Source organism: Streptomyces oceani, assembly GCF_001751245.1.
Taxonomy (GTDB): Bacteria; Actinomycetota; Actinomycetes; order Streptomycetales; family Streptomycetaceae; genus Streptomyces; species Streptomyces oceani.
Window position 1 is genome coordinate 31,920 of sequence record NZ_LJGU01000126.1, and the last position, 22,999, is coordinate 54,918.

Below are 22,999 nucleotides of genomic sequence, written 5' to 3' on the forward strand. Positions count from 1 at the left end.
ACAACGTGGGCGTGTGAATGACCGCCATACAGGTGTTGGACGGTTCCGCGAGCGCCGGCCGAAGCTGTGGCCATGCCCGGCTCCCCTCCCCCCGCTCGCCCGCCACGGTTCGCCCTCACCGGCGGGACCCTCGTCGCCGTACGGCACGCGCCTCCGCCCGGCGCGGACCGTACGGAAGCGCTCCCTCCGCGTCCCGTCGCCCGGGAGCCGCGCCGCCGCGCCGCGCGTACGCCGCGCTGGCTGGCGCCGTACCGGCGGCTCTTCGCGGTGCCCGGGGCGCGGGCCTTCACCCTCGGGAACCTCCTCGCACGGCTGCCGATGGGCATGCTCAGCGTGGCCGCCGTGCTGATGATCGCCGGTCAGCGCGGCTCGTACGCCCTCGCCGGTGCCGTGACCGCGACCGGGCTGGCGGCCACGGCGGTGGTCGGCCCGCTGACCGCACGGCTGGTGGACCGGCACGGACAGTCCCGGGTGATCCTGCCCGCGACGGCGCTCGCCGCCGGCGGCTCGCTCGCCCTGGTGCTGTGCGTACGGACGGGGGCTCCGGACTGGACCCTGTTCGCGGCGCACGCGGCCACGGCGACCACCCCGAACACCGGCGGCATGTCCCGGGCCCGCTGGGCGTACCTCTTCCCGGACGACCCGGCCGCCCGGCACACCGCGAACTCCTTCGAACAGGCCGCCGACGAACTGTGCTTCATGTGCGGGCCGGTGCTGGCGGCGCTGCTGTGCACGACGCTCTTCCCGGAGGCGGGCACCCTGGTCGGGGCCGTGCTGCTGGTGACCGGGATGACGCTGTTCGCGGCGCAACGGCGCACCGAGCCGCCGCCTGCGCCGCGGTCTACCGGCGGTACAGCCGGCGGTACAGCCGGCGGCCGGTTGCGCGGCCGGGGCCGGGCGCCGCTGCGGCTGCGCGGGATGCCGCCGCTGTTGGTGACGTTCTGTTGTACGGGGATGGTGTTCGGCTCGCTGGAGGTGGTCACCCTGGCGTACGCGGACGGCCTGGGCCACGCCTCGACGGGCGGCGCGGTGGTGGCGGTGCAGGCGGCTGGCTCGGCGGTGGCCGGGCTGGTGTTCGGCACGCTGCGGCTGACCGGGGCGCCCGTACGGCGGCTGGTGCGGTGCGTCTGTGCGATGACCGGATTGCTGGCGCTGCCGCCGCTGGCCGCGAGCACCGGCGAACTCGCGCCGCTCGCGGTCGCGTTGCTGCTGGCCGGGATGGGCACGGCGCCGACGATGGTGACCGGCATGACGTTGGTCCAGCGGATCACGCCCACCGACCGGCTGAACGAGGGGATGACGCTGGCCGTCACGGCGCTGCTCGGCGGCATCGCGGCGGGCTCCGCCGTGGGCGGCTCGGTCGCCGAACGGCTGGGGGAGGGCGCGGTCGGGGGTTACGGCTTGCCGGTAGCCGCCGCGGCGTTGGGCACGGCCGTCGCCGCGGCGGGCTTCCGGCAGGAGCTGCGCGTGCTGCGTACGCGTGCGCTCCGTGCGGACGGGTGTGGATCGCTCAGCAGCTGAGGTTGCCCCCGGGCTCCACACCGAGCAGTGCCGTGAACTTCTTGTAGCTGTCGATCCGGCTCTGCACCTGCTCCGGGTTGCCGCCGTCGCACTCGAGCGTGCCGTTGATGGCGCGGATGGTCTCGCCGAAGCCGTGGCCGCCGACGATCGCCTCGTGCGCGGGCATGGTGCCCGGCCCGGACTGGGTCATCCAGTACCAGATGCCGGTCTGCCAGGCGATGGAGGCGTTCTCCTCCACCTGGTACGGGTTGTTCAGCAGGTCGATGCCCAGTGCGTCACCGGCGGCCTTGTAGTTGAAGTTCCAGCTCAGCTGGATCGGCCCGCGTCCGTAGTAGGCGGCCTGGCCGGCGGGGCAGCCGTAGGGCTGGGTGTCGTCGCAGTAGTGCGGGTAGTTGTCCTCGTTCTGCTCGACGACGTAGCGGAGTCCGCCGGTCTCGTGGCCGACGTTCGCCAGGAAGGCCGCGGCTTCCTGCTTGCGTACGGTGTCGTTGCCGGTGTTCGCGAAGGCCGGGTAGGCGCTGAGCGCGTCGATCAGGCCCTGGTAGGTGTAGAAGGAGTTCCGGTTCGGGAACATCTCGTTGAACTGCTGCTCGCTGACGACGAATTCGGCGGCCTGTCCCCCGCCGTTCGCCGACTTGCCGGTGGCGTCGGTGGTGGCGGAGGCGGAGAAGGCCGGCACGAGCATCGCCGTGACGGCCATCAGGGCCGATACGGCGAGCAGCGACCGGATACGCGTTCTGAGTTGCCGCAACACTTGCTCACTCCTTGGTGGGGGCGCTGGAGAGCACCCGGTCACGGGTGATGTGGCTGACGGCGTACAGTCAAATGCTTTGGTCTGGACCAGTCAAGGTCCAGACCAAATGAACTTCCGGCCGAGCGCCGGGGATTGCGGGACGACGGACCCGCACAGCCCTCTCAGCCGCCACGACCCTCTCAATCGTCACAGCCCCAGATACCGGCTCACCGCGTGCTCCACCTCCGCGAGGCGATCGCGGTCCAGATAGTCAACGGGATCGCCGTGCACGTACCGCACGTCCACCGTGCGCAGTTGGTCCACCAGCAGCCGCGTCCGCCGCCCGACGATTTCCAGCTCCGGACGGAAAACCGCGGCCCGGGCACTCGTGGACGTGGGAACGATGGTGGTCACGCTCCAGGGCATCGCGGACGGACCGAGGACCAGGCCGAACCTCCGCCCACGCTGCTCATGCCCACGCTTCGCGTCTCCGAGGTCGACGCGATACACCGCACCGCGAATCACCAGGCGTCTTCTTCCGTGGACAGGTCCTCCGCCACGAGTCGCTCGGCGTCGGCTCTCGCCTGCCCCAGCCAGACCTCGCGCTCCAGCAGACGCAGCGCACGACGAATGACCTCACTGGTGCTCTCGCCCTCCCGGGTCGCCGCGTCGATGATCCGCGCGTCCTCTTCCGTGGGTCTGAACCCTATTGTCGCCGCCATAGATGCAGGCTAACGTCCCGTAAAACCTGTGTCCAACGAATGTCGCACAGCCCCGCCTCACACTCGCGGCGAGTAGTGCCGCGGGCTGTCCCGCGCCTCCGGCGGCGGCAGGTTTCGGCGCGGCGTCTCCACCACCGGGCTCGCGGCCGACCGACGACCGGCGACCCGGTCCCAGCCGGCACGCGCCCGCGGGTGGTACCGCCGCCGCGGCGGTACGAGCCGCCACGCTTGACGCACCACCCGTCCCAGCAGCCGCAACCGGCGCTCGTCCCGCACGCTCCAGCGATAGCCCAGCCGCTCGCGTACGGCCGGTGGGAAGAGCCCCACCGTCAGCCACACCGTCACCCGCGCCTGTGGCCCCCGCAGCACCCGCCACACCCGCTCGGGCAACCAGGACAGCGCGGGTGGCCTGGCGATCCTGCCGATGTCCAGCACGTCCCGGGTGGGCTGGTTGTCCTCCAGGACCTCGGCGGCCATCCGGTCCCAGTACGCCTGGAACTCCTCCCAACTCTCCGGCACCGGGCGCATGCTGACCCCGTACAGCCGGTACCAGCGCACGTGCTCGTCGAACAGCTGACGCTTCGCCGCCTCGTCCAGCCCCGGACCGAAGCGGTCGGCGATCAGCACGGTCAGCATGAAGAAGGTGGCGTGCGCCCAGTAGAAGGTGTCCGGATCGAGCGCGTGGTACGGGCGGCCCCGGCGGTCCATGCCACGCACCGTGTCGTGGTAGCCCCGCACCTGGCGGGCGGTCTCGACGGCACGCGGGCCGTCGTACACCACGCCGCCTATCGGGTACAGCGAGCGGAACAGCCGCTGCCAGCGCTCCTCGAAGAAGCGCGAGTGCTCCGCCACCCCGGCGCCCAGCGCCGGGTGCATGTTCTGCATGGCCCCGGCCCAGGGAGCGAGCAGCACGCCGCGCCAGTCACCGAAGTACTTCCAGGTGAGGCTGTCCGGACCGAGCGGCTCGGGGCCGCCCGGTGCGGCCGCGGCGGGCTGCTCCCCCGGTGCTGGTTCCGCTGTCATCCGCTCGCTCCTCCTCACCACACCATCACCCTCGGTTGCGCGTACCGTACGACCGCCTGCCGGGTGCGGGGGCGCGTGCGGACGTGTGGTCCGCGCGCCGAGCCCCGGGCTCGTACCCGCCCGCGCACGCGCCGCACCTGCCGGCCGGAGCCCGCCGGCCCCGGCCGGAGGCGCTTCCCAGCCATTATCATCGGTCCGGGACCCGCGAGGCCGGTGTCGGACAGCCGGCCCGCAGGCCACCGCAGGCCACCGAAACCACCGCAAACAACGCCCCGTAGACCCGCCCCTACGACGTGTCCGCCCAGCCCGACCGGACCGCGCGTACCTGCCCCAGGAGTGGAGACGACCGCCGCGCGATGCCCCCCGTACTGACCCTGCTCGGCGGCGTGCGGTGGCAGGGCACCCCGGTGGTCGGAGGGCGCTCCCGTACGGTGCTCGCCACGCTCGTACGGCACGCGCCCGCGGGGGTCACCGACGCCCGGCTGATCGAGGAGCTCTGGGGCGACTCCGCGCCGGCCAACCCGACGAAGGCGCTGCGGGTCGTCATCTCCCGCACCCGCGCGGCGACCTCGCCGGACGCGGTACTCCGCGGGACGCACGGTTACCAGCTGGGGCTGGAGCCCGAGCAGGTGGACCTGCTGTACCTCGGCCTGCTCGTCGACCGCGCCCGCGCGGAACTGGCCGGCGACGACCTGCCAGCCGCCACGGAGACCGCGCGCGAGGCCCTCCGGCTCGCCGAGACGGAGAGCGCGTTGAGCGAGTGCCCGCTCCCCGAGCTGGCGCGGGAGCGGCTGGACGAGGCACGCCTGCTGCTCGGGACGGCGCACGGCGGCAGCGGCGAGCACGAGAGCGCGCTACCGCTGTTGGAGGCCGCCCTGCGGCAGCATCCCGACGACGAGTCCCTGTTGGCCGAGCTGCTGCGCAGCGAGGCGGCGGTGCGCGGCACCGGCGCGGCTCTGGAGCGCTATGAGGCCCACCGCGCCGATCTCGCCCACCGCACCGGCTCCGACCCCGGCCCACGGCTGCGGCGGCTGCACAGCGCGCTGCTGGCCACCGACCGCCCCGTACGCGAGGGCGTGCGCTACGACCCGACGGAGCTGCTCGGCCGGGAGGCGGACCTGCGCCAGCTGCGCGGGCTGCTGGACAGCGCGCGGGTGACCTCGATCGTCGGCGCCGGCGGCCTGGGCAAGACCCGGTTGGCGCACGTGTTGGGGCGTACGGCCGAACAACCGGTGGTGCACTTCGTGGAGTTGGTGGGAGTGAGCGCCCCCGAGGACGTGGTCGGCGAGCTCGGTTCCGCGCTGGGCGTACGCGACTCCGTGCACAGCCGGCGCACGCTCACCCCCGAGCAGCGGGCAGACACGCGCTCCCGGATAGCGCAGCAGCTGGACCGGGTGCCCACGCTGCTGGTCCTGGACAACTGCGAGCATCTGGTGGACGCCGTCGCCGAGTTGGTCGCGTTCCTGGTCGCCACCACCCGTGACCTGCGGGTGCTCACGACCAGCAGGGCACCGCTGAACATCGCGGCCGAACGGGTCCATCCGCTCGGCCAGCTCGGCACGGCGGACGCGGCGGAACTCTTCAGGCAGCGCGCCACCGCCGCGCGCCCGGGCGCGGGGCTGCCCGAGACGGCCGTTGCCGAGGTGGTGACCAGGCTGGACGGCGTGCCGCTGGCCGTCGAGCTGGCCGCCGCGAAGATCCGGGTGCTCTCCGTCGAGGAGATCGGCACCCGGCTGGAGGACCGGTTCGCGCTGCTGCGTGGCGGTGACCGCGGCGCACCCGACCGGCACCAGACGCTGCTGGCCGTCATCGAGTGGTCCTGGAGCCTGCTCACCGGCTCCGAGCGTGACGCGCTGTGCCGCCTCGCGGTCTTCCAGGACGGCTTCACCCCGGACACCGCCGAGGCCGTACTCGCCGACCTCACCGAGCAGCCGGGCGAGGTACTGGAGGCCGTGCGGGCCCTCGTCGACCAGTCGCTGCTGACTGCGTACGACACCACGTCCGGGGTGCGGTACGGGATGCTGGAGACCGTCCGGGAGTTCGGCCGGATGCGGTCGCGTGACAGGGGCTCGGAGGCGGACTCCCTGGCGGCGCGGCGTCGCTGGGCCCGCGGTTACGCGGCGCGCGCGGTCACCGAGGTGTCCGGGCCGGGGCAGTTGGCCGCCGTGGACGCGCTGGCGGCCGAGGAGAGCAACCTCGCCGACGTACTGCGTCGGGCGTTGGCGGAGCAGGACCCGGAGACCGTGGTGGTGCTGCTGGACGCGCTCGGCGCGTGCTGGTCGATCCGGGGCGAACACCTGCGGATCTTCACGCTGCTCGACTCCGTCGAGGCGGTACTCGACGGTTGGGCACCGCCGCCGGAACTGGCCGATCACACCCGGTCGGCGCTGGCCACGCTGATCACCAACGCCTCGATCGCCGTTGGCGGCAGCCCCCGCCGGGCACGGGCGCTGCTGTGCGAACTGGGCCCGGAGTCCGGTCGTCCGGAAGTCACCGCCGCCGCCACGCTCGCCCTCGCCTACGATCCGGACGACCCCGCCAGCTACCCGGCACGGCTGACACGGTTGTGCGGAGACCCGAACCGCCGGATCGCCGCACTGGCGATGCAGGCACACGGTCACGGCTTGGAGAACTCCGGCGACCCGGCCGCGGCCGTGGGCGTCGCGAGCCGGGCGCTGGAGCTGACCAGAGAAGAGGACGACCCCTGGCAACAGGCGATCCAGCGGTCCCAACTGGCCCAGCTGCACTCGCAGCTCGGCCAGCACGACGAAGCCGCTCGGCACGCCGTACTGGCCCTTCCGGTGCTGGAACGACTCGACGCGGCGGACGACGTCGTACAGCTGCGCGGCCTGGTCAGTCTGTCGGCGATCTGGCACGGCCGCTACGAGGAGGCGGCTCGGGCCGTCGAGGACTTCGCCCCCGTGAACCGGCAGGAGCGGAGTTTCGGCGGCCAGGGCGCCGTGGCCCTCAGCGAGGCCGAACTCGCCCTCGCCCGGGGCGAGCACGCCGAGGGCCTGGGGCGCTACCGAGGCGTCGTGCGGAAGATGCGGGAGCTGCGGTACCCGGGCCTGGTGGGTGAGCCCACCGGATACGAGCCCTGGGTGCTGTTCAGTGAGTCGGCGGCTCTGGTCGCGTACGCCCGACACGGGCAGCCGGCGGGAGAGGCCGACGCCGGGCCGCCCGCCGCGGTGACGAGCGCGGGCGGTTACGGCGCGGAGCTGTACGCCACGCTCCGCGCCAAGCTGCCCCGGTACCTCGACCCGGCTCGTGCGGACATCGACCTGCCCGTAGCCGGCACCGTGATGTTCGGGCTCAGCGCCTGGGGGCTTGCCACGGGCACGTTGCCCGTGCACGACGTCGTACGCCTCGCCGTGCTCGCCGACCGCTTCGGCTACAACCGCTCGGTGCCCACCATGAAGCTGCGTACGGTCAGTGAGCCGGCGGAGAGCATCGCGCCGGGGATGTGGGACGCCGTCCACCGGGAGTACGGCGAGCGGCGCGGGCCGGATCTGCTCGAGGAGGCACGTCGGCTCCTCGAGCAGCTGGCGTAGAGGCCCGACCCGCGAGGGGCGCGGACAAGCGACGGTCAGGCCGTCAGCGGTCGCCGCCGGACACGGTCACAGGTTGCGACGGAACCCGGCGACGGACAGCGGCGCGAAGATCGCCACCACAGCCGCGCAGCCGAGCAGTGCCCATCCGACATCGGCGGTCACCGCGCCGTGGTTGGCGAGGTCGCGTACCGCGGACACGACATGTGACACGGGATTGATCCGAACGAACCCGGACAGCCAGCCTGGCAGCGAGTCCACCGGCACGAAGGCGTTGGACAGGAAGGTCAGCGGGAACATGATCATCATCGAGATGCTCTGCACGCTCTGCGCGCTCCGGGCGATCGTACCGACCCAGGTGAACGCCCAGGCGAGCGACCAACCCGCGATCACGGCGAGCAACACCCCCGCCGCCACGCCGAAGACGCCGCCCTGCGGACGGTAACCGATCGCGATCCCGATGCCGAAGGTCAGCGTGCTGGCGATCGCGTACCGCAGCAGATCCGCGACCATCGGCCCGGCCAGTGGCGTGATCCGGGCGATGGGGAGAGCCCGGAACCGGTCAAACACCCCCTTGGCCATGTCCTCCCGCAGCTGCGCCCCGGTCGCCATGCAGGCCGTCAGGGTGGTCTGCGCCAGGATGCCGGGGATCAGCATCGGGAGGTACGAGTCCACGTCGCCGGCGATCGCGCCGCCGAAGACGAACGCGAACATCGCGGTGAACAGCAGCGGTTGCAGCGCGACGTCGAAGAACTGATCCGGGGCGCGACGCATCTTCTTGGCGGACCTCCAGGCCAGCGCCATGACCTGGCTGAAGACTTGCTGTAGGGACACCCGCGGCCTGGTCGCGACGACCGGGGCGACGAGGCCCTCCGGTGCCTGCCCGGGCTCGTTGACGGGGGTGGTCACGGTCATCGGGCGGCCTCCGTGGCGTGTTCGTTCGCCTCGTGATGGTCGGAGGCGGGTTTGGTGTGGGAGTCGTGTCCGGTGAGGGCGAGGAAGACCTCGTCCAGGGTGGGTTTGCGTACGCTCACGGAGGCGATGCTGATCTCGGCGTTCCGCAGGGTCATGAGCACGTCGGTGGCCTGGTCACCGTGCTCGATGGGCAGGTTGAGCCGGCCGTGTTCGGGAGTGAGCACTGGCTCCTCGCTCGCCGTTCCCCGCAGTGCGGCCCTCGCCTCGTGCAACCGCGCCGAGTCCTCCAGCACCAGTTGCAGCGTGGAACTGCCAACCGCGTTCTTGAGCCCGTCGGGGGTGTCCTCGGCGACCTTGCGTCCCTGGTCGATCACCGCGATCCGGTCGGCCAGTTGGTCCGCCTCGTCCAGGTACTGGGTGGTCAGCAGGACGGTGCAACCCTCCACCACCAACTCCCGGATGGTGTCCCACATCTGGCCCCTCGTACGGGGATCGAGGCCGGTCGTCGGCTCGTCCAGGAAGATCAGGGGTGGTCGGGTGATCAGGCTGGCGGCCAGGTCCAGGCGGCGACGCATGCCACCCGAGAACTGGTTGATCGTCTTGTGCGCGGCTTCCTCGAGTCCGAACTGGTCCAGCAGGTGCGTCGCCCGGCGGCGTGCCGCCGAGGAGCTGAGTCCCTGGAGCCTGCCGAAGAGCCGGAGGTTCTCGGCCGCGGTCAGATCCTCGTCCACCGAGGCGTACTGGCCGGTGACTCCGAGGAGTTGTCGCACCGCGTGCGGACGGCTGGCCACGTCCACTCCGAAGATCTCGGCCCGGCCCCCGTCGATGGCGAGCAGGGTGGCGAGCATCCGGAGCATCGTGGTCTTGCCGGCGCCGTTCGGTCCGAGGACCCCGTAGATCTCACCCGTACGCACGCGCAGGTCGATGCCGTCGACGGCGCGGTGTCCGGCGAAGCTCTTCACCAAGCCCTCGGCACGCACGGCCGGGGCCGCGGACGCGGGTGGTGGCGTGTTGTGTGTCGTCATGCGCCACACGCTCGCCGGTGCCGGTTTCAGCGCGCCTTCACGACGGTTTCGCCGGTGCCCGCCGGCACGGCCAACGCGCCACTGTCGACACGTCCCGAACAGCACGAAGGCCCCTGGCCCGCCGACAGTGTCGGCGGGCCAGGGGCCTTCGTGAGGGATGGTGGAGATGGCGGGAATCGAACCCGCGTCCAACGGTGCGGAAGAAGGGCTTCTCCGAGCGCAGTCCGCTGCGATTTTCTCAGCCCCGGAGATCACGCGGACAAGTCTCCGACGGGCTCAGTCACTGTTAGTTGTCCCGGTAGACCCCGTGACCGGGCCTACGCGGTGAGTTCCCTCACTGATACTGGGATCCGGGCCGGAAACACTCCCGGGCCAGCACTTCGCAGGTCGCTACTTAGGCAGCGAGGGCGAAGGAATCGCGCTTGGAATCGGCGATTATTTTTTTGCGGCAGGTGGTTAACGAGATCATTGCCGCGTTCCTCGGCTCGCTTCTCCTGCTTCGACATCCGCTGTCGAAACCGATCATCCCCATGTTGAGTTGACAAACCCCGCACCTCTGCGGGTGCGGTTCCATCGTACGGGATCAGCGCACGCGGGTGCCAGTCTATTCCCCGGCCGTGCTGACCAGCCGGCACGGCGACGGCGACACCCGCAGCGGGCGTACCGACAGCGGCCCGCCGGCCACCGCCGTCACGCCCGCTGCTTACGGCGTACCGCCGAGATGACCCGCTCCGCCTCGCGCCGGTCCTGCTTCTCCCGCAACGTCTGCCGCTTGTCGTACTCCTTCTTGCCCTTCGCCAGGGCCAGCTCGATCTTGGCCCGGCCGTTCCGGAAGTAGAGCGACAGCGGGACCAGGGTGTAACCGGTCTCCTTGGTCTTGCCGATCAGCTTGTCGATCTCCTCGCGGTGCAGCAACAGCTTCCGCTTCCGCCGAGCACTGTGGTTGGTCCAGGTGCCCTGGGAGTACTCCGCGATGTGTACGTTGTGCAGCCACACCTCGCCGTCGTCAAGCTGCCCGAAACCGTCCACCAGCGAGGCCCGGCCCTGACGTAGGGACTTGACCTCCGTGCCGGTCAGCACGATCCCGCACTCGTAGGTGTCCAGGATCAGGTAGTCGTACCGCGCCCGCTTGTTCTGCGCGATGAGCTTCCGGTCCGGGTCCGCCTTCTTGGTCTTCTTCTTGGCCATAGTCAGGCCATTCTTCCACTACGACCCGGAGGCGAGGCCACTCAATACCGTGCGGGCACGATTCAGCGCCGACTCCTCGGTCTCGACGGCCAGATCCGGGGTCAGTCCCTCGCGGCGCAGGTCCCGGCCGGCGGGCGTGACGTAGTGTCCGACGGTCAGCTCGGCGACCGAGCCGTCCGCCATCTCGTGCGGCACCTGCACGGACGCCTTACCGAAGGTACGGTTGCCCACCACCACCGCCCGGCCCCGGTCCTGCAGGGCGCCGGCGAGGAGTTCGGCGGCGCTCATCGTGCCCCCGTCCACCAGCACCACCACCGGGGACTCGGTGTTCCCGCCCTCCTCGGCGTACAACGAGCGCTGCTCGCCGTCGTCGTCCCACGTCGCGACCAACCCGCCGTCCAGCAGCGCCGAGGCGGCCTCGGCGGCCTCGGTCACCAGGCCGCCCGAGTTGCCCCGCAGGTCGAGCAGAATGCCGGCGCCGTCCGGGGTGGAGCGTACGGCCTCCCGCACCCGCTGCCCGGAATCCTCGGTGAAGTGCGCGATCTTGATCCGGTTGACGTCCGGGGACAGTTGCTCGGAGACGACGGTCTCCGCGGAGAGCCGGACGCGGCGCACCGTCTCCGTCCGGTCCCGACCCTCGGAGGTGAGCCCGAGCCGCACGGCACTGCCCGGATCGGCCGCCGTAGTGCCCTCCGCGGTGCCGCGCAGCATCGCCACCACCTCGGTGACCGGCTTCGTCGCCACGCTGGTGCCGTTCACCGAGCGCAGCCGGTCCCCGGGGCGGATTCCGGCCCTGGCCGCCGGACTGTCCGGCGCGACCTCGGTCACCCGGACCGTACGCTCGTCGGCGTCGGCGCCAGTGTCGGCGCCGGCCTGCCGGCTGACGGAGATCCCGGTGCCGACGTACTCACCGTCCAGCTTCCGTCGCAGGCCGTCGTACTCCCGCGCGGAGTACGCCGAGGACCAGCGGTCGCCGCTGCGGCTGACCAGCTCCTCGGCGGCGTCGCGCGGTTCGGCCTCCCGAGGCTCCCCGCCTTCCCGGGCCGGTTCCTCGACGTCCCCAACTGGTATACGGGCTGCGGTGTCGCGGTCCGCGGACCGCGACTCGTCGCCGCCCCAGGAACCGGTGGCGGCACCGGTCGCGAGCACGCCCACGAAGACCAGTGTGAGGGCGCCCCCGCTGCGAACGCGGCGTGGCGGCGCGGAGTTCCACTTAGCCGGCATGCTTCGGAGTCTAAGTCAGACACGGGCGCGCCAAAGGCAGTTGCCCGGCGCGCGCCCGCGTCTTCCGTCACACCTTGAGGTACTTGCGCAATGCGAAGAAAGCTGCAATGGCGGGCATCAGCACGCCGACCGCGAGGATCAGCGGAAGCACCTTGACGACCGCCTCCCAGCCGATGAAATTGATCAACGGGATCTTGTCCTGCAGCCAGTTGTCGATCAGGAAGTACTTGCCTCCGACCAGTAGGAAGCACGCGAAACCCGCCCCGATGAGGCCGGCGATCGCGGCCTCCAGGATGAACGGCAGCTGGATGTAGAAACCGGACGCCCCCACCAGACGCATGATTCCCGTTTCCCTCCGGCGACTGAACGCGGAGACCCGTACGGTGTTGACGATCAACAACAGGGCCACCACGAGCATCAGCGCCATCACGCACAGTGCCGCGACGTTCATGCCGTTCAGCAGGTTGAAGAGGTTCTCCAGCAGGTCCTTCTGGTCCTGCACCTGTTGCACCCCGGGTCGGTCCGAGAACGCGCTGCTGATCACGTTGAACTTGGTCGGATCGGTGAGCTTGACCCGGTACGACTCCTGCATCTGGTCGGGGGTCAACGAGTCCACCACCGGGGAGTCCTTGAACTCCTCCTTGTAGTGCTTGTACGCCTCCTCGGCGGACTCGTAGTAGACCTTGTCGACGATCCCCAACTCGTTCAGGTCGGACTTGATCTGCTTCTTCTGCTGCTCGGTGACCGCGCCCTTGCCGCAGTTGCCGCTCAGGCCCTCGTCGTTCTCGTTGCAGAGGAAGATCGACACCTGAACCTTGTCGTACCAGTACCCCTTCATCTCGTTCACCTGGTCACGGGCGAGCAGCGAGCCGCCGAGCAGTGCCAGGGACAGGGCGACCGAGACGATCACCGCGAACGTCATGGTGAGATTGCGTCGGAGCCCGACACCGATCTCCGACAGTACGAACTGGCCGCGCATGGCGTCCTTTCTCGGGGTTTCTCGGGTTCTCCCGCGTTTCCCGGACAGCCGCGAGGATCACCTCACGGGGTGGTGGCCGGCGAGGGACTCAGTGCTGGTAGCCGTAGACACCGCGCGACTGGTCCCGTACCAGCCGGCCCGCCTCGAGTTCGATGACGCGTTTGCGCATCTGGTCGACGATCTGCTGGTCGTGTGTCGCCATCAGCACCGTGGTCCCCGTGCGGTTGATCCGGTCGAGCAGCTTCATGATGCCGACGGAGGTCTGCGGGTCGAGGTTGCCGGTCGGTTCGTCCGCGAGCAGCAGCATCGGCCGGTTGACGAACGCGCGGGCGATCGCCACCCGCTGCTGTTCACCGCCGGACAGCTCGCTGGGCATCCGGTCGTCCTTGCCTCCCAGACCGACCAGGTCCAGCACCTCGGGGACGGTCTTCCGAATCTGGCCCCGTGGCTTGCCGATCACCTCGAGGGCGAAGGCGACGTTCTCGCCGACGGTCTTGTTCGGGAGTAGCCGGAAATCCTGGAAGACGGTGCCGAGCTGGCGGCGCAGTTGCGGCACCTTCCAGTTCGACAACCGGGCGAGGTCCTTGCCGAGCACGTGCACACGACCGTGGTTGGTTCGCTCCTCGCGCAGCACAAGCCGCAGGAACGTGGACTTTCCGGAACCGGAGGAGCCCACCAGGAACACGAACTCACCGCGCTCCACCTCGAGCGAGACCTCACGCAGAGCCGCCCGGTTCTGCTTGGGGTAGGACTTGGAGACGTTGTCGAATCGGATCACGGTTTCTGCACCACGTCGACCTGGGTAGGGGTGTTGAGGGCCACCGCCGGCCCCCTTCGGTGGAGCGACCATACGCGAAGGGTTTCGCCCGGCGCAGTCAACGTGCGGCGCGGGCGGCCTCGCACTGGCGCGATTCGGCACAATCCCGGCGCCCGGCAGCCGCTTCCCGCTCACTCCACGCTCCGACGGTGCTGTGTACGGGCCACGGAGTCGGTCTTTCTGCGGTGCGGGGCGTCACCTGGCACAGTGGAGACGAGAGTGGGCGGAACGAATTCCCCCGGAGCAGGCGTTGGCGTACTGAGGAGGCGATCGCATGACCTGCGACCGACTGGTGTGTGCCAACTGCTCGGGCCCGGTGCGCGAGGGGCGCTGCTCGGTGTGCCGTGCGTATCGCGCACGGCTTCAGGAGTCCGGCCCGTTGGCCACCCTGTCACCCGCGACGCTGCTCGGGCTGCTGGTGGCGCTCGCGGCGCTCGTGATGCTGACACAGAGCGTGGTCACGGCTTGACGCCGCGCGGGCACGGAGTGCTGGCCGCGGGCTCCGCGTAACGGCGCCTGGCGCCCGGAGCCGCGGCACGGGCCGCCGCGCACGTACCTTCCGGCGTACGCATCTCCCGCCGTACGAACCGAGGGCCGGGTCGTCCGGTACGAGGTGCGTCCTTCCGCACCTGTTCCGAACCACCCGGCCCTCACGCACGCGCTGGGCGCCTGCGGGGTCGCGAGGCGCCCCTCAGGCGGCCGTACGACGAGCGAGCACGCGCGGCATCACACGGAAGCCGACACCGCCCGCGATCATGGTCGCGGCGCCGACGAGCAGGAAGGTCGTCTCGGCGGAACCGGTCTCCGCGAGATCGTCCTTCGGCTTCTCGTCATTGATCGGCTCACTGCCACCGACGTCCGGCTGCGTGTTGCCACCCTCACAGTCCACCTGCGACTCGCCCAGCTCACAGGTCGGGGTGTCCTCGCCACCGCCGCCACTGCCGCCGATGGTGGCCGGCTCCTCGCCGCCGCTGCCGCCCTCCGAGGCACCCTCGTTGGCGCCCTCGGAGGTGCCGGCGGTGCCCTGGCTTGAGGAACCCTCGGAGGTGCCCTCGTTGGTCCCCTCGGAGGTGCTGCCCTCCGAAGTACCGTCAGAGGTGCCCTCGTCGGAGCCCTCGGAGGTGCCCTCGTCGGTACCCTCCGAAGTACCCTCGTCGGTCCCCTCGGAGGTGCTGCCCTCCGAAGTACCCTCCGAAGTGCCCTCGTCGGAGCCCTCGGAGGTGCCCTCGTCGGTACCCTCCGAAGTACCCTCGTCGGAGCCCTCCGAAGTGCCCTCGATGAGACCGAGGCTGTCGTTGCCCTCGGTGACACCGACGTTCTCGTTGCCCTCGGTGACACCGATGCTGTCGTTGCCCTCGGTGACACCGACGATGTTGTTCTCGGCCTTGGCGTCCTGCGACTGGACGCCCTTGTCCGAGGTGCTCGACTCATCGGTCGGGCTGACCGCCTGGGCCACGCCCGCGGCCGTGAGTGAGGCACCGGCGGCGAACACCGCGCCGGCCGCGATCCGCGCTACCCGCAGTCGCGTTTTGGAATTGGTCATCTGCCAACTACCCCCAGTAGATAATCGTCACATGGGCAGCATCGCGAACGGCCGACGAGTGTGGGGATCTGAGTCGCGGCACTTCCCGATGTCCGCCACCGGGCGCCGCGTTCACACCCGCCCCACACCCGTCCAGTCACACGCCTGCCGACCGAACAGCTTTCCCAGTTTTCACACCGCAGTCAAGCGGGGACCGGGGGTCAGGGACTGACCAGCCGTCGAACGTCCAACGTCAGCGCGCCCGCCGTACGTTCACATCCTCCGCCTTCACGAACGCCACCCGGTGGCCGAACTGGATCTGGTAGTAGGTCTGATCGCCCCGCACCACCTGATGCTTCGCCGGGTCGAAGCTCACGGCGTACTGGTACTCGCCCTTGGTCCGCAGCCCCAGCGCGTACTCCTGGCCCGCCCCCAGTTCGTACGGCAGCGGGGAGATCTCCTGCACCGGCACGTCCTCGGGGTAGGCGTCCTTCTCCGGGTACGCCCGGCCGTAGACCGGGACGCTGTCCTCGCCCTTCTTCGGCGTCACCACCGGGCCGGCGGCGGGCACGGCGGTGGGCTGGTCCGCGGGGTTGTGGAACCAACCGCGCTGCCCGAGGTACCAGACGGCGGTCCAGTCGCCGTCGCGTCCCGCGACCGCGTACCGCTGGCCGGTGCTCGCTCGCGCGCCGGTGTCGTTCACGCCCCTGGTGGCGGGCTCACCCGAGGGGTCCAGCCCGATGTCGGCGAGCATCGGCGCGTCCGGGTCGGGCTCGGTGCGCAATCGGACGGCGCCGGAGCCGTGGGCCGGGCAGGGGTCGCCGGAGTCGTCGCACTTGGTGTAGACGGGCTGGTGCTCGGCGTACGACGGGCGGATCGTGACCATGCCCGACTCGCCCCCGCCGGCGGGGCGGAGGGGCTCGCCCAGCAGCTTGAAGTAGTGCCGCCAGTCCCAGTACGGCCCCGGGTCGGTGTGCATGTCCGGGATCGAGGAGGTGACGGTGCCGGGGACGTTGTCATGCCCGAGGATGTGCTGGCGGTCCAGCGGGATGTCGTACTTCCGCGCCAGGTGCTTCACCAGCCGGGCCGAGGAGCGGTACATCGCCTCGGTGAACCAGGCGTCCGGCTCGGCCAGGAAGCCCTCGTGCTCCAGGCCCACGGACTTGGAGTTGACGTACCAGTTGCCGGCGTGCCAGGCGGTGTCCTTGGTGCGTACGTGCTGGGCGACGTGTCCGTCGGAGGAACGCAGCGTGTAGTGCCAGGAGACGTACTTCGGGTCCTGTACCAGGTCGAGGGTCTTCTTCCACCGCTCCTCGGTGTCGTGCACCACGATGTAGTCGATGTCCTGGGAGCGCGGGCGCCGCGACTTGTCGTGGTTGCCGTAGTCCAGCTCGCCGTCCTCGCCCTCGTACTGCTCGTACGGCGCCGGAATCCACTCGCAGGAGATGCTCTTCGGGCACTCCAGCTCCGGGTCACGCTGCCCGGCCCGCAGGCCGAGCTTCCGCACCTGCGAGACCTCGGCGCGGAGTTCCTCGTGCGGGCGTAGGGTGACGCGCTGCCCGGAGTCGGTGGTACGGCTCGCGCCCTCCCGGATGACGTCGAAGACGTCGCCGGCGTACACCGCGGCGGTGCCCTCGTCGGTCGCCCGCGAGTAACCGGCCACCGCCCCGAACCAGTCGGCCGGGTCGTCGCTGGGCGGCAGCCCGAGCTGACGTTGTTCGGCGGCGAGGAGCGCGGCGCCACCCATGATGTTGGCCGCCGGGTCCCTGCGCAGTTCCGCGCGGGGCAGCCCGGTCAGCTCGGCCGCCGCCACCAGCGTACGCAGCCGCTCGGGCGGCTTGTCCGTGCCGTCGGCCGCCGCCCCGGGCGGCCCCGCCGCCGGGTCCCGCGGCAGGCTCATCGGGCGGGCGGCGTCGCCGCGCGGGTCCTCGCCCTCGGAGTGGCCGGGCGCCTTCCCGGCGGAGGTACGGGCCGCGGTCAGGTCCGTCAGGTGCATGGGGCCGTATCCGCCGGAGACACTGGCCGCGCCGTTGTGGCCGTCCCACCGGGACTGCAGGTAGGACACGCCCAACAACACGCTCTCCGGCACCCCGTGGCGTTCGGCTGCGCGCGCGAACGCGTCCCGCAGGTCGTCAGGACGTGGGTCGGCGGTGGCGGCGGGGCCGGCCGCCAGCAGCGGGGCGAGCAGCGCGGCGGCGACGACCGCGGTGGCGGCGCGCGCGGTCGTACGGCGCGGGCCCGATCTTTCGTGGCTGGTCCCGGACAAGGTATGGCCTCCTCGGATCACCGGCAGAAGGCGCCTTCGTACCGGCCCCGTGGAGGCGCGTCAACGACCTGGACACAGCCGCGGCGAACCGCCGCGCGGCTTTCCCCCGGACGGCTCCGGGACCTGCGTGGCGGCATCGGACCAGACCAATGACACGAAGAGGACGGACGGACTCCCCCGGAACCCGCTGCCGCTTTCGCCCCCGTCCCCCGCTGCTACTCCTGGTCCTGCTCCTGCTGCTTGCGCCAGCGGATGCCCGCCTCGAGGAAGCCGTCGATGTCGCCGTCCAGCACCCCCTGCGGGTTGCCGACCTCGTGGTCCGTACGCAGGTCCTTGACCATCTGGTACGGATGCAGGACGTACGAACGCATCTGGTTGCCCCAGGAGTTGCCGCCGTCCCCCTTCAACGCGTCCATCTTCGCCTGCTCCTCCTCCCGGCGGTGGGCGAGCAGCCGGCTCTGCATGACGCGCATGGCGGCGGCGCGGTTCTGGATCTGAGACTTCTCGTTCTGGCAGGACACGACGATGCCGGTCGGGAGGTGCGTCATCCGTACCGCGGAGTCGGTGGTGTTGACCGACTGACCACCCGGCCCGGAGGAACGGAAGACGTCGATCCGCAACTCGTTCTCCGGGATGTCGATGTGGTCGGTCTGCTCCACGACGGGCAGCACCTCGACCCCGGAGAAGGAGGTCTGCCGGCGGCCCTGGTTGTCGAACGGCGAGATCCGCACCATCCGGTGCGTGCCCTGCTCCACGGAGAGCGTGCCGTAGGCGTAGGGCGCCTTCACCGCGAAGGTCGCGGACTTGATGCCGGCCTCCTCCGCGTAGGACGTGTCGAAGACCTCCGTCGGGTAGCCCTTGCGCTCGGCCCAGCGCAGGTACATCCGCATCAACTGCTCGGCGAAGTCCGCGGCGTCCACCCCGCCCGCCTCGGCCCGCACGCTGACGACCGCCTCCCGGGGGTCGTACTCGCCGGAGAGCAGGGTACGCACCTCCAGCTCCTCGACGGCCTTACGCAGCACCGCCAGCTCCTCGGTCGCCTCGGCGCGCGCGTCGGGGTCGTCCTCGCTCTCGGCCAGCTCGAAGAGGACGTCCAGGTCCTCGATGCGTGAGCGCAGCTCCTCCGCCTTGCGCAACTGCCCCTGTAGGTAGGAGAGCCTGCTGGTGACCTGCTGGGCGTTCGCGACGTCGTCCCACAGGTCCGGAGCCGCCGCCCGCCGCTCGAGCTCGGCGATCTCGTCCCTCATCCTGTCCAGGTCGAGGACGGCCTCGATCGACTCCATGGTGGAGGAGAGGGCCTTCATTTCTTCGGATACATCGACGACTGCCACGCCCTCCAGCCTAACGGCTGCCACCTGGCCCGAACCGTCCCGTGTACGGCGGCCCTCCCCGACCGGCGTCTCGACGGGCCCTGGGCGGGGCGCCTGGCCCGGTGCCCGTACGGGGTGCGCGCGCCGTCGCCGTACGTCAGCCGCCGTACGTCCCGCCGCTGACGGCCGCGGCCGGCCCGTCCGCGGGCTCGCCCGGCAGCTCCCGCACCGGCTCGACCACCGGGGCGGGCTGGGTCGTGGTGTCACCCCCGGAGGTGGCGAGCCAGCCGCCCGCCCCCAGCAGGAGGGCGACCCCGCCCGCGATGAGCCCCAGCCGAAGTCGGCGCCGTCGCACCTCCGCGGCCTGCGTGGCACGGTTCCGGGCGGAACCGGCACGGCGCGCGCCGGTCTCCCGGGGCGTGCGCGCCGTGCCGTGCGCGCCGCCGGACAGCTCGTCCGCTCCGGGGACCCGCATCGAGGTGTGGGTGTCCCGGTTCGCCTCCGGTCCGGTGCGCGTCTCCACCAGCGGTACCGCTCCCCGTACGGGCACGGCGAGCCCCCCGGCTTGCGGCACCGCGGACGGCGCCCGCTCGCCCGGGCCGGGCCGGGCAGAATTCTCGGCGGCGGTCTCGGCGCTCTCGTCCGGTTGCTCGTCGATGTCCAGCGGCGGCAGCCCGGCCAGTTCGGGCAGCGCCTCGCGCAGCCGGGCCGCCAGCTCCGGCGCGCGCAACCGGGAGGCCGGCCCCTTGGCCAGGCACTGGTGGATCAGCTGCCACAGCTCGTCCGGGATACCGGGGAGCGGGGCGGCACGCTCGGTGACGTGGCGGCGCAGGATGGCGCCGGGGTGGCCGCCGCCGAACGGGGTGAAGCCGGCCAGCAGTTCGTAGAGCAGCGTGGCGAGGGCGTAGATGTCCACCGAGGCGCGCGGTGGCAGGCCCTCGACCAGTTCGGGGGCGAGATAGTCGGGAGTGCCGATGACGCCCTTCGGACTCGGCGTGCCCTGACCCTGGGAGCCGCCGCCGGCCGCCGAGGAGCGGGAGGCCGCGCCGGTGCGGCGTGGCGCGTCGATGAGCTTCGCGATGCCGAAGTCCGTCAGCAGGGCGGGAGGCGCGCCACCGGGGCCGGCCGGGGCGTGCGCGTCCAGCAGGACGTTCTCCGGCTTGACGTCCCGGTGCACCACTCCGGCGGCGTGGGCCGCCGCCAGGGCGTCGGCGATGTCGATGGCGATCGCGACGGCGGCCTCCGGGAGGAGTCGTCGTTCGTGTTCCAGCCTGGTACGCAGGTCGGTGCCCCGCACGAGGTCCATCACCAGGGCCAACTCGCCACCGTCGACGACGAGTTCGCGAATCCCGACCACCCTCGGGTGGTCGAGCGACAGCAGGGCGGCGCGCTCCCGTACGAAGCGGTCGGCCAGCGCCTGGTCCGCGGCGAGGTCCGCGCGCAGCATCTTGATGGCGACCGGCCCCTCCGGTCCGTCACCGAGCCACACCGTGCCCGCGCTGCCGCGTCCCAGGATCTGGTGAGCGGTGTAGCGACTGCCGATCTTCCGTGCCACCATCCGTCCCTCACTTGGTCCGAGTGAACCGAGTGCGCCGGCCTCCGTTCACGGACAGAGGCGGAGCGTTACGGCGACAAAAGTACGCGCCGAAGCGCGGCGAGCGACGTAAGCCGCGACGCTATGTCGGTTTTGCACGTTATATGCGGTACGGAAGTCGACAAATCACCGGAGTGACCGGCCTGTTGACGCTTCCGGCGCCCCCGGCGTGCACGACGCGCGGCGGCGCCGGACGGTGACCGACACCGCCCCGGGAGCAAGTCCCGTACGAGCGGCGGCCGTCACGTGGCGTGAGCCACCACTCGAGCCGCCACCCGAGTCACCACGGAGGCGGCCATCCGGAGGGCGGGCGGCCACCCGGACACAGGCGGCTACCCGCCCTCGCCTCCGCCGACGCTGTCGAAGAAGTCCTGCACGGAGCCGAAGAAGTCCTGTGTCTTCTCCCAGAAGCTCTTGCCCTCGGCCCACCACTCCGGGACGGGGGTGAAGTTCCAGACCAGCACCGCGATCACGACCAGGATGAGGACCATGAACAGGCAGCCCTTGAGGCAGCCGAGCCCGGGGATGCGCATCCGGTTCGGGTTGCTCCGGCGCGGCTCGCGCGGCTCCCGAGGGGGCCGCTGTCGGGGCTCCTGCCGCCGCTGCTGCTGAGGCGCAGGGGGGTGCTGCGGCCCGTACCCCTGCGGGGCGTACTGCTGCTGCGGAGGCGGAGCGGGCTGCGGAGGCGGTCCTTGCTGGTACGGCCCCGGTTGGGGCGGCCCCTGCTGGTAGGGCGGAGGCTGCGCTGGCGCGGCACGCCGCTGGGGACGACGGCGCAGCGGATCCTGGTTCGGATCGATGGGCTGGACCTGCGTCTGCTCGTTGCGGTCCCGCGCCGCACGCAGCTGGCTCTGCCACGGGTGCGGACCGTCCGGTTGGTCCGGCGGCTGCTGCGGCGCCGCACCGGGCACCGGCGGCATGGCACGGGTGGGGTCCGCGTCGGGTCCGGCGGACGGCCCGCCGCCCGGCGCGCCGGTCTGCGGCAGGACGTTGGTCGCGGCGTTCGGGTCGGCGTTCGGCCCCCCGCCCGGACCGCCCTGACCGGCGCTGGACAGCGCCTGGGTCGGGTCATCCGCGCCCCTCAGTTGGCCGTCCGGCACCGCCGCCGGCTGTGGGTCCGGGGCCAGCAGGCCCGCGACCCCGAGCGCGGCGGTGGCCTGCTCCGGGGTGGCGCTCGCCCCGATACCGGCGGCGACCGTGCGCAGGGACCGCGCGAGGCTGACCGCGCTGGGACGCTCCGCCGGGCTCTTCCGCAGACAGTGCTCCACGACCGTCCACACCGGGTCGGGCAGGCCGGGCGGCCGCTGCGGTTCCTCGGTCAGGTGCCGCTGTAGGACCTCGAGCGAGGTGTCCCCGCTGAACGGCGGCCGGCCGGTGAGCAGCTCGTACATCAGCACGCCGGCGCCGTAGACGTCCACCGCGGAGGTCTGCGGGCGGCCCTCGGCCGACTCCGGAGCGACGTACGACGGGGTGCCGACGAACTCCTGGGCACGGGTCAGGCCCGGTGAGTCGGCGAGCCGGGCGATACCGAAGTCGGTGAGCATCGGGCGCATGCCCTGCTCACCCTCGGTGAGGAGCACGTTGGCCGGCTTGAGGTCCCGGTGCACGACGCCGTCCTCGTGGCTGGCGGCCAGCGCGTCCGCGATCTGCGCGGTGAGCAGCGCCGCGGCGACCGGGGTGAACGGTCCGTTCGCGCGGAGGTACTCGTGTAGGTCCTGCCCCTCGACCAGGTCCATCACCAGAGCCAGCAGGTCGCCCTCCACGACCAGGTCGCGGGTTCGGACGATGTTCTCGTGGGTGAGCCTGAGCAACACGGAACGCTCGCGCAGGAAGCGCATCACCACGTCCGGGTCGTTCGCCAGCTCCTCCTTGAGGACCTTGATCGCGACGGTCTCGCCGGGCTGACCGGCCACCGCCGCCTCGGAACCCGCCGTCTCGCGCTGGCGAGCCCGCCAGACGGTGCCCGTGGCGCCGCGCCCAAGCGGCTCCTCGAGCAGGTACTTGCTGCCTACCGGCCGCACGTCATGCGCTCCCTGGTCTGTCTCGGCTGGTTCCCCCCGGGACACTCTAATGCCGCTGGTACGGGCGCGCCGGAGCGATTTCGGGTCACCTGACGATGCACCGGCCTCCGGAGCGGTACCTGGGGCAGCTCTCGGGGAAGACGCACACGCCGTACGGATGGTTCCCGAACAGGATATCGAGCTGCTCCCGGAGGCCGGACACGCGGACCGCTCCAAACCATCGAGCACTGAGCACTGAGCACTGAGCACCGAGCACCTGCGCCGAGCACCGATCGCCGCCGGATCCCGAGCCGGCCGACGGCTGATCACGCGCGATCACGGGCGGTACGACAGAATCCCGAGCGATCACACTTGCGCACCAGGGCGGGCAATCAAGATCATTGACCGTCACCGACACCGCGCGATGTCAGTGCCGGGTGCGAGGATATCCACCACGGAGCGGGGTGGGACCGGGAGGGGCCGATGCAGATCCGTCTGACTGTCCTCGTGCCGCGCGGCGGGCACAGCGCGGCGCGGCCGTGCGACGTGCAGGTCACCGCGCCACCGGGGACGCCGTTGGCGGCCGTGACGGACGCGCTGGCGACCACCGCC

The 22,999-nt window shown here is 71.3% G+C and carries 18 protein-coding genes and 1 other RNA gene; 3 read left to right on the plus strand and 16 right to left on the minus strand.

Going from position 1 to position 22,999, the window contains the following annotated elements; all coding sequences use genetic code 11:
* Window positions 1–72 precede the first annotated feature (72 nt).
* Window positions 73–1,521: an MFS transporter gene (locus AN216_RS13535; RefSeq protein ID WP_070196927.1), complete on the plus strand. Its 1,449-nt coding sequence runs from the start codon at window positions 73–75 to the stop codon at window positions 1,519–1,521.
* On the opposite strand, the gene AN216_RS13540 is transcribed toward AN216_RS13535, so the two are convergent.
* The 4 genes from AN216_RS13540 to AN216_RS13555 form a co-directional block, all read right to left on the minus strand.
* Window positions 1,511–2,221 (minus strand): chitinase, encoded by a 711-nt coding sequence (locus AN216_RS13540; protein ID WP_079166566.1) that lies wholly within the window; start codon window positions 2,219–2,221, stop codon window positions 1,511–1,513. The genes AN216_RS13535 and AN216_RS13540 overlap by 11 nt on opposite strands.
* A gap of 240 nt (window positions 2,222–2,461) precedes the next feature.
* The gene (locus AN216_RS13545; protein ID WP_420855733.1) at window positions 2,462–2,779 is read right to left on the minus strand and encodes a type II toxin-antitoxin system PemK/MazF family toxin; all 318 of its coding nucleotides are present in this window, start codon (window positions 2,777–2,779) and stop codon (window positions 2,462–2,464) included.
* On the minus strand, window positions 2,776–2,976 hold the full coding sequence (locus AN216_RS13550; protein WP_070196930.1) for a hypothetical protein: 201 nt from the start codon (window positions 2,974–2,976) through the stop codon (window positions 2,776–2,778). The genes AN216_RS13545 and AN216_RS13550 overlap by 4 nt, the downstream gene beginning before the upstream one ends.
* Window positions 2,977–3,033: 57 nt before the next feature.
* Complete coding sequence (locus AN216_RS13555; RefSeq protein WP_070196931.1) at window positions 3,034–3,999, minus strand: oxygenase MpaB family protein; 966 nt, start codon at window positions 3,997–3,999, stop codon at window positions 3,034–3,036.
* A gap of 356 nt (window positions 4,000–4,355) precedes the next feature.
* On the opposite strand from AN216_RS13555, the gene AN216_RS13560 reads away from it, so the two are divergent.
* A complete protein-coding gene (locus AN216_RS13560) occupies window positions 4,356–7,550 on the plus strand; it encodes an ATP-binding protein (RefSeq protein WP_070196932.1) in 3,195 nt (1,064 codons plus the stop codon).
* Window positions 7,551–7,616: 66 nt separating this feature from the next.
* On the opposite strand, the gene AN216_RS13565 is transcribed toward AN216_RS13560, so the two are convergent.
* The 7 genes from AN216_RS13565 to ftsE all read right to left on the minus strand — a co-directional run bounded on the left by AN216_RS13565 (window position 7,617) and on the right by ftsE (window position 13,656).
* Entirely contained in the window at window positions 7,617–8,462 is an 846-nt protein-coding gene (locus AN216_RS13565; protein ID WP_070196933.1) for an ABC transporter permease, read from the minus strand.
* Complete coding sequence (locus tag AN216_RS13570) at window positions 8,459–9,487, minus strand: ATP-binding cassette domain-containing protein (protein WP_070196934.1); 1,029 nt, start codon at window positions 9,485–9,487, stop codon at window positions 8,459–8,461. Before AN216_RS13570 ends, AN216_RS13565 begins: the two co-directional genes overlap by 4 nt.
* Window positions 9,488–9,645: 158 nt before the next feature.
* Window positions 9,646–10,017, minus strand: a transfer-messenger RNA (tmRNA) gene (ssrA, locus tag AN216_RS13575).
* A gap of 160 nt (window positions 10,018–10,177) precedes the next feature.
* Complete coding sequence (gene smpB / locus AN216_RS13580; protein WP_070196935.1) at window positions 10,178–10,675, minus strand: SsrA-binding protein SmpB; 498 nt, start codon at window positions 10,673–10,675, stop codon at window positions 10,178–10,180.
* Between the two features lie 18 nt (window positions 10,676–10,693).
* Window positions 10,694–11,899 carry a S41 family peptidase gene (locus AN216_RS13585; protein ID WP_070196936.1) on the minus strand — a complete coding sequence of 402 codons (1,206 nt, stop codon included), beginning with the start codon at window positions 11,897–11,899 and terminating at the stop codon, window positions 10,694–10,696.
* Between the two features lie 67 nt (window positions 11,900–11,966).
* Window positions 11,967–12,878: a permease-like cell division protein FtsX gene (gene ftsX, locus AN216_RS13590; protein ID WP_070196937.1), complete on the minus strand. Its 912-nt coding sequence runs from the start codon at window positions 12,876–12,878 to the stop codon at window positions 11,967–11,969.
* Window positions 12,879–12,966: 88 nt separating this feature from the next.
* Window positions 12,967–13,656: a cell division ATP-binding protein FtsE gene (ftsE, locus tag AN216_RS13595; protein ID WP_070196938.1), complete on the minus strand. Its 690-nt coding sequence runs from the start codon at window positions 13,654–13,656 to the stop codon at window positions 12,967–12,969.
* A 313-nt stretch (window positions 13,657–13,969) separates the two neighbouring features.
* On the opposite strand from ftsE, the gene AN216_RS13600 reads away from it, so the two are divergent.
* A complete protein-coding gene (locus tag AN216_RS13600) occupies window positions 13,970–14,164 on the plus strand; it encodes a hypothetical protein (protein WP_070196939.1) in 195 nt (64 codons plus the stop codon).
* A 222-nt stretch (window positions 14,165–14,386) separates the two neighbouring features.
* On the opposite strand, the gene AN216_RS13605 is transcribed toward AN216_RS13600, so the two are convergent.
* The 5 genes from AN216_RS13605 to AN216_RS13625 form a co-directional block, all read right to left on the minus strand.
* The gene (locus AN216_RS13605) at window positions 14,387–15,238 is read right to left on the minus strand and encodes a hypothetical protein (protein ID WP_070196940.1); all 852 of its coding nucleotides are present in this window, start codon (window positions 15,236–15,238) and stop codon (window positions 14,387–14,389) included.
* A 232-nt stretch (window positions 15,239–15,470) separates the two neighbouring features.
* Entirely contained in the window at window positions 15,471–17,483 is a 2,013-nt protein-coding gene (locus AN216_RS13610) for a peptidoglycan recognition protein family protein (protein WP_070196941.1), read from the minus strand.
* A 215-nt stretch (window positions 17,484–17,698) separates the two neighbouring features.
* Window positions 17,699–18,814: a peptide chain release factor 2 gene (prfB, locus tag AN216_RS13615; protein ID WP_070196942.1), complete on the minus strand. Its 1,116-nt coding sequence runs from the start codon at window positions 18,812–18,814 to the stop codon at window positions 17,699–17,701.
* Window positions 18,815–18,950: 136 nt separating this feature from the next.
* Complete coding sequence (locus AN216_RS13620) at window positions 18,951–20,348, minus strand: serine/threonine-protein kinase (RefSeq protein ID WP_079166567.1); 1,398 nt, start codon at window positions 20,346–20,348, stop codon at window positions 18,951–18,953.
* 371 nt (window positions 20,349–20,719) lie between these two features.
* On the minus strand, window positions 20,720–22,408 hold the full coding sequence (locus AN216_RS13625; protein WP_070196943.1) for a serine/threonine-protein kinase: 1,689 nt from the start codon (window positions 22,406–22,408) through the stop codon (window positions 20,720–20,722).
* Window positions 22,409–22,999 lie beyond the last annotated feature (591 nt).

Coding starts and splice junctions, on each gene's coding strand:
- AN216_RS13605 (WP_070196940.1), bottom strand. CDS start 15,238: ATGACCAATTCCAAAACGCGACTGCGGGTAGCGCGGATCGCGGCCGGC.
- ftsX (WP_070196937.1), bottom strand. CDS start 12,878: ATGCGCGGCCAGTTCGTACTGTCGGAGATCGGTGTCGGGCTCCGACGC.
- AN216_RS13555 (WP_070196931.1), bottom strand. CDS start 3,999: ATGACAGCGGAACCAGCACCGGGGGAGCAGCCCGCCGCGGCCGCACCG.
- AN216_RS13550 (WP_070196930.1), bottom strand. CDS start 2,976: ATGGCGGCGACAATAGGGTTCAGACCCACGGAAGAGGACGCGCGGATC.
- AN216_RS13585 (WP_070196936.1), bottom strand. CDS start 11,899: ATGCCGGCTAAGTGGAACTCCGCGCCGCCACGCCGCGTTCGCAGCGGG.
- AN216_RS13600 (WP_070196939.1), top strand. CDS start 13,970: ATGACCTGCGACCGACTGGTGTGTGCCAACTGCTCGGGCCCGGTGCGC.
- AN216_RS13540 (WP_079166566.1), bottom strand. CDS start 2,221: ATGGCCGTCACGGCGATGCTCGTGCCGGCCTTCTCCGCCTCCGCCACC.
- AN216_RS13535 (WP_070196927.1), top strand. CDS start 73: ATGCCCGGCTCCCCTCCCCCCGCTCGCCCGCCACGGTTCGCCCTCACC.
- AN216_RS13565 (WP_070196933.1), bottom strand. CDS start 8,462: ATGACCGTGACCACCCCCGTCAACGAGCCCGGGCAGGCACCGGAGGGC.
- AN216_RS13570 (WP_070196934.1), bottom strand. CDS start 9,487: ATGACGACACACAACACGCCACCACCCGCGTCCGCGGCCCCGGCCGTG.
- smpB (WP_070196935.1), bottom strand. CDS start 10,675: ATGGCCAAGAAGAAGACCAAGAAGGCGGACCCGGACCGGAAGCTCATC.
- AN216_RS13560 (WP_070196932.1), top strand. CDS start 4,356: ATGCCCCCCGTACTGACCCTGCTCGGCGGCGTGCGGTGGCAGGGCACC.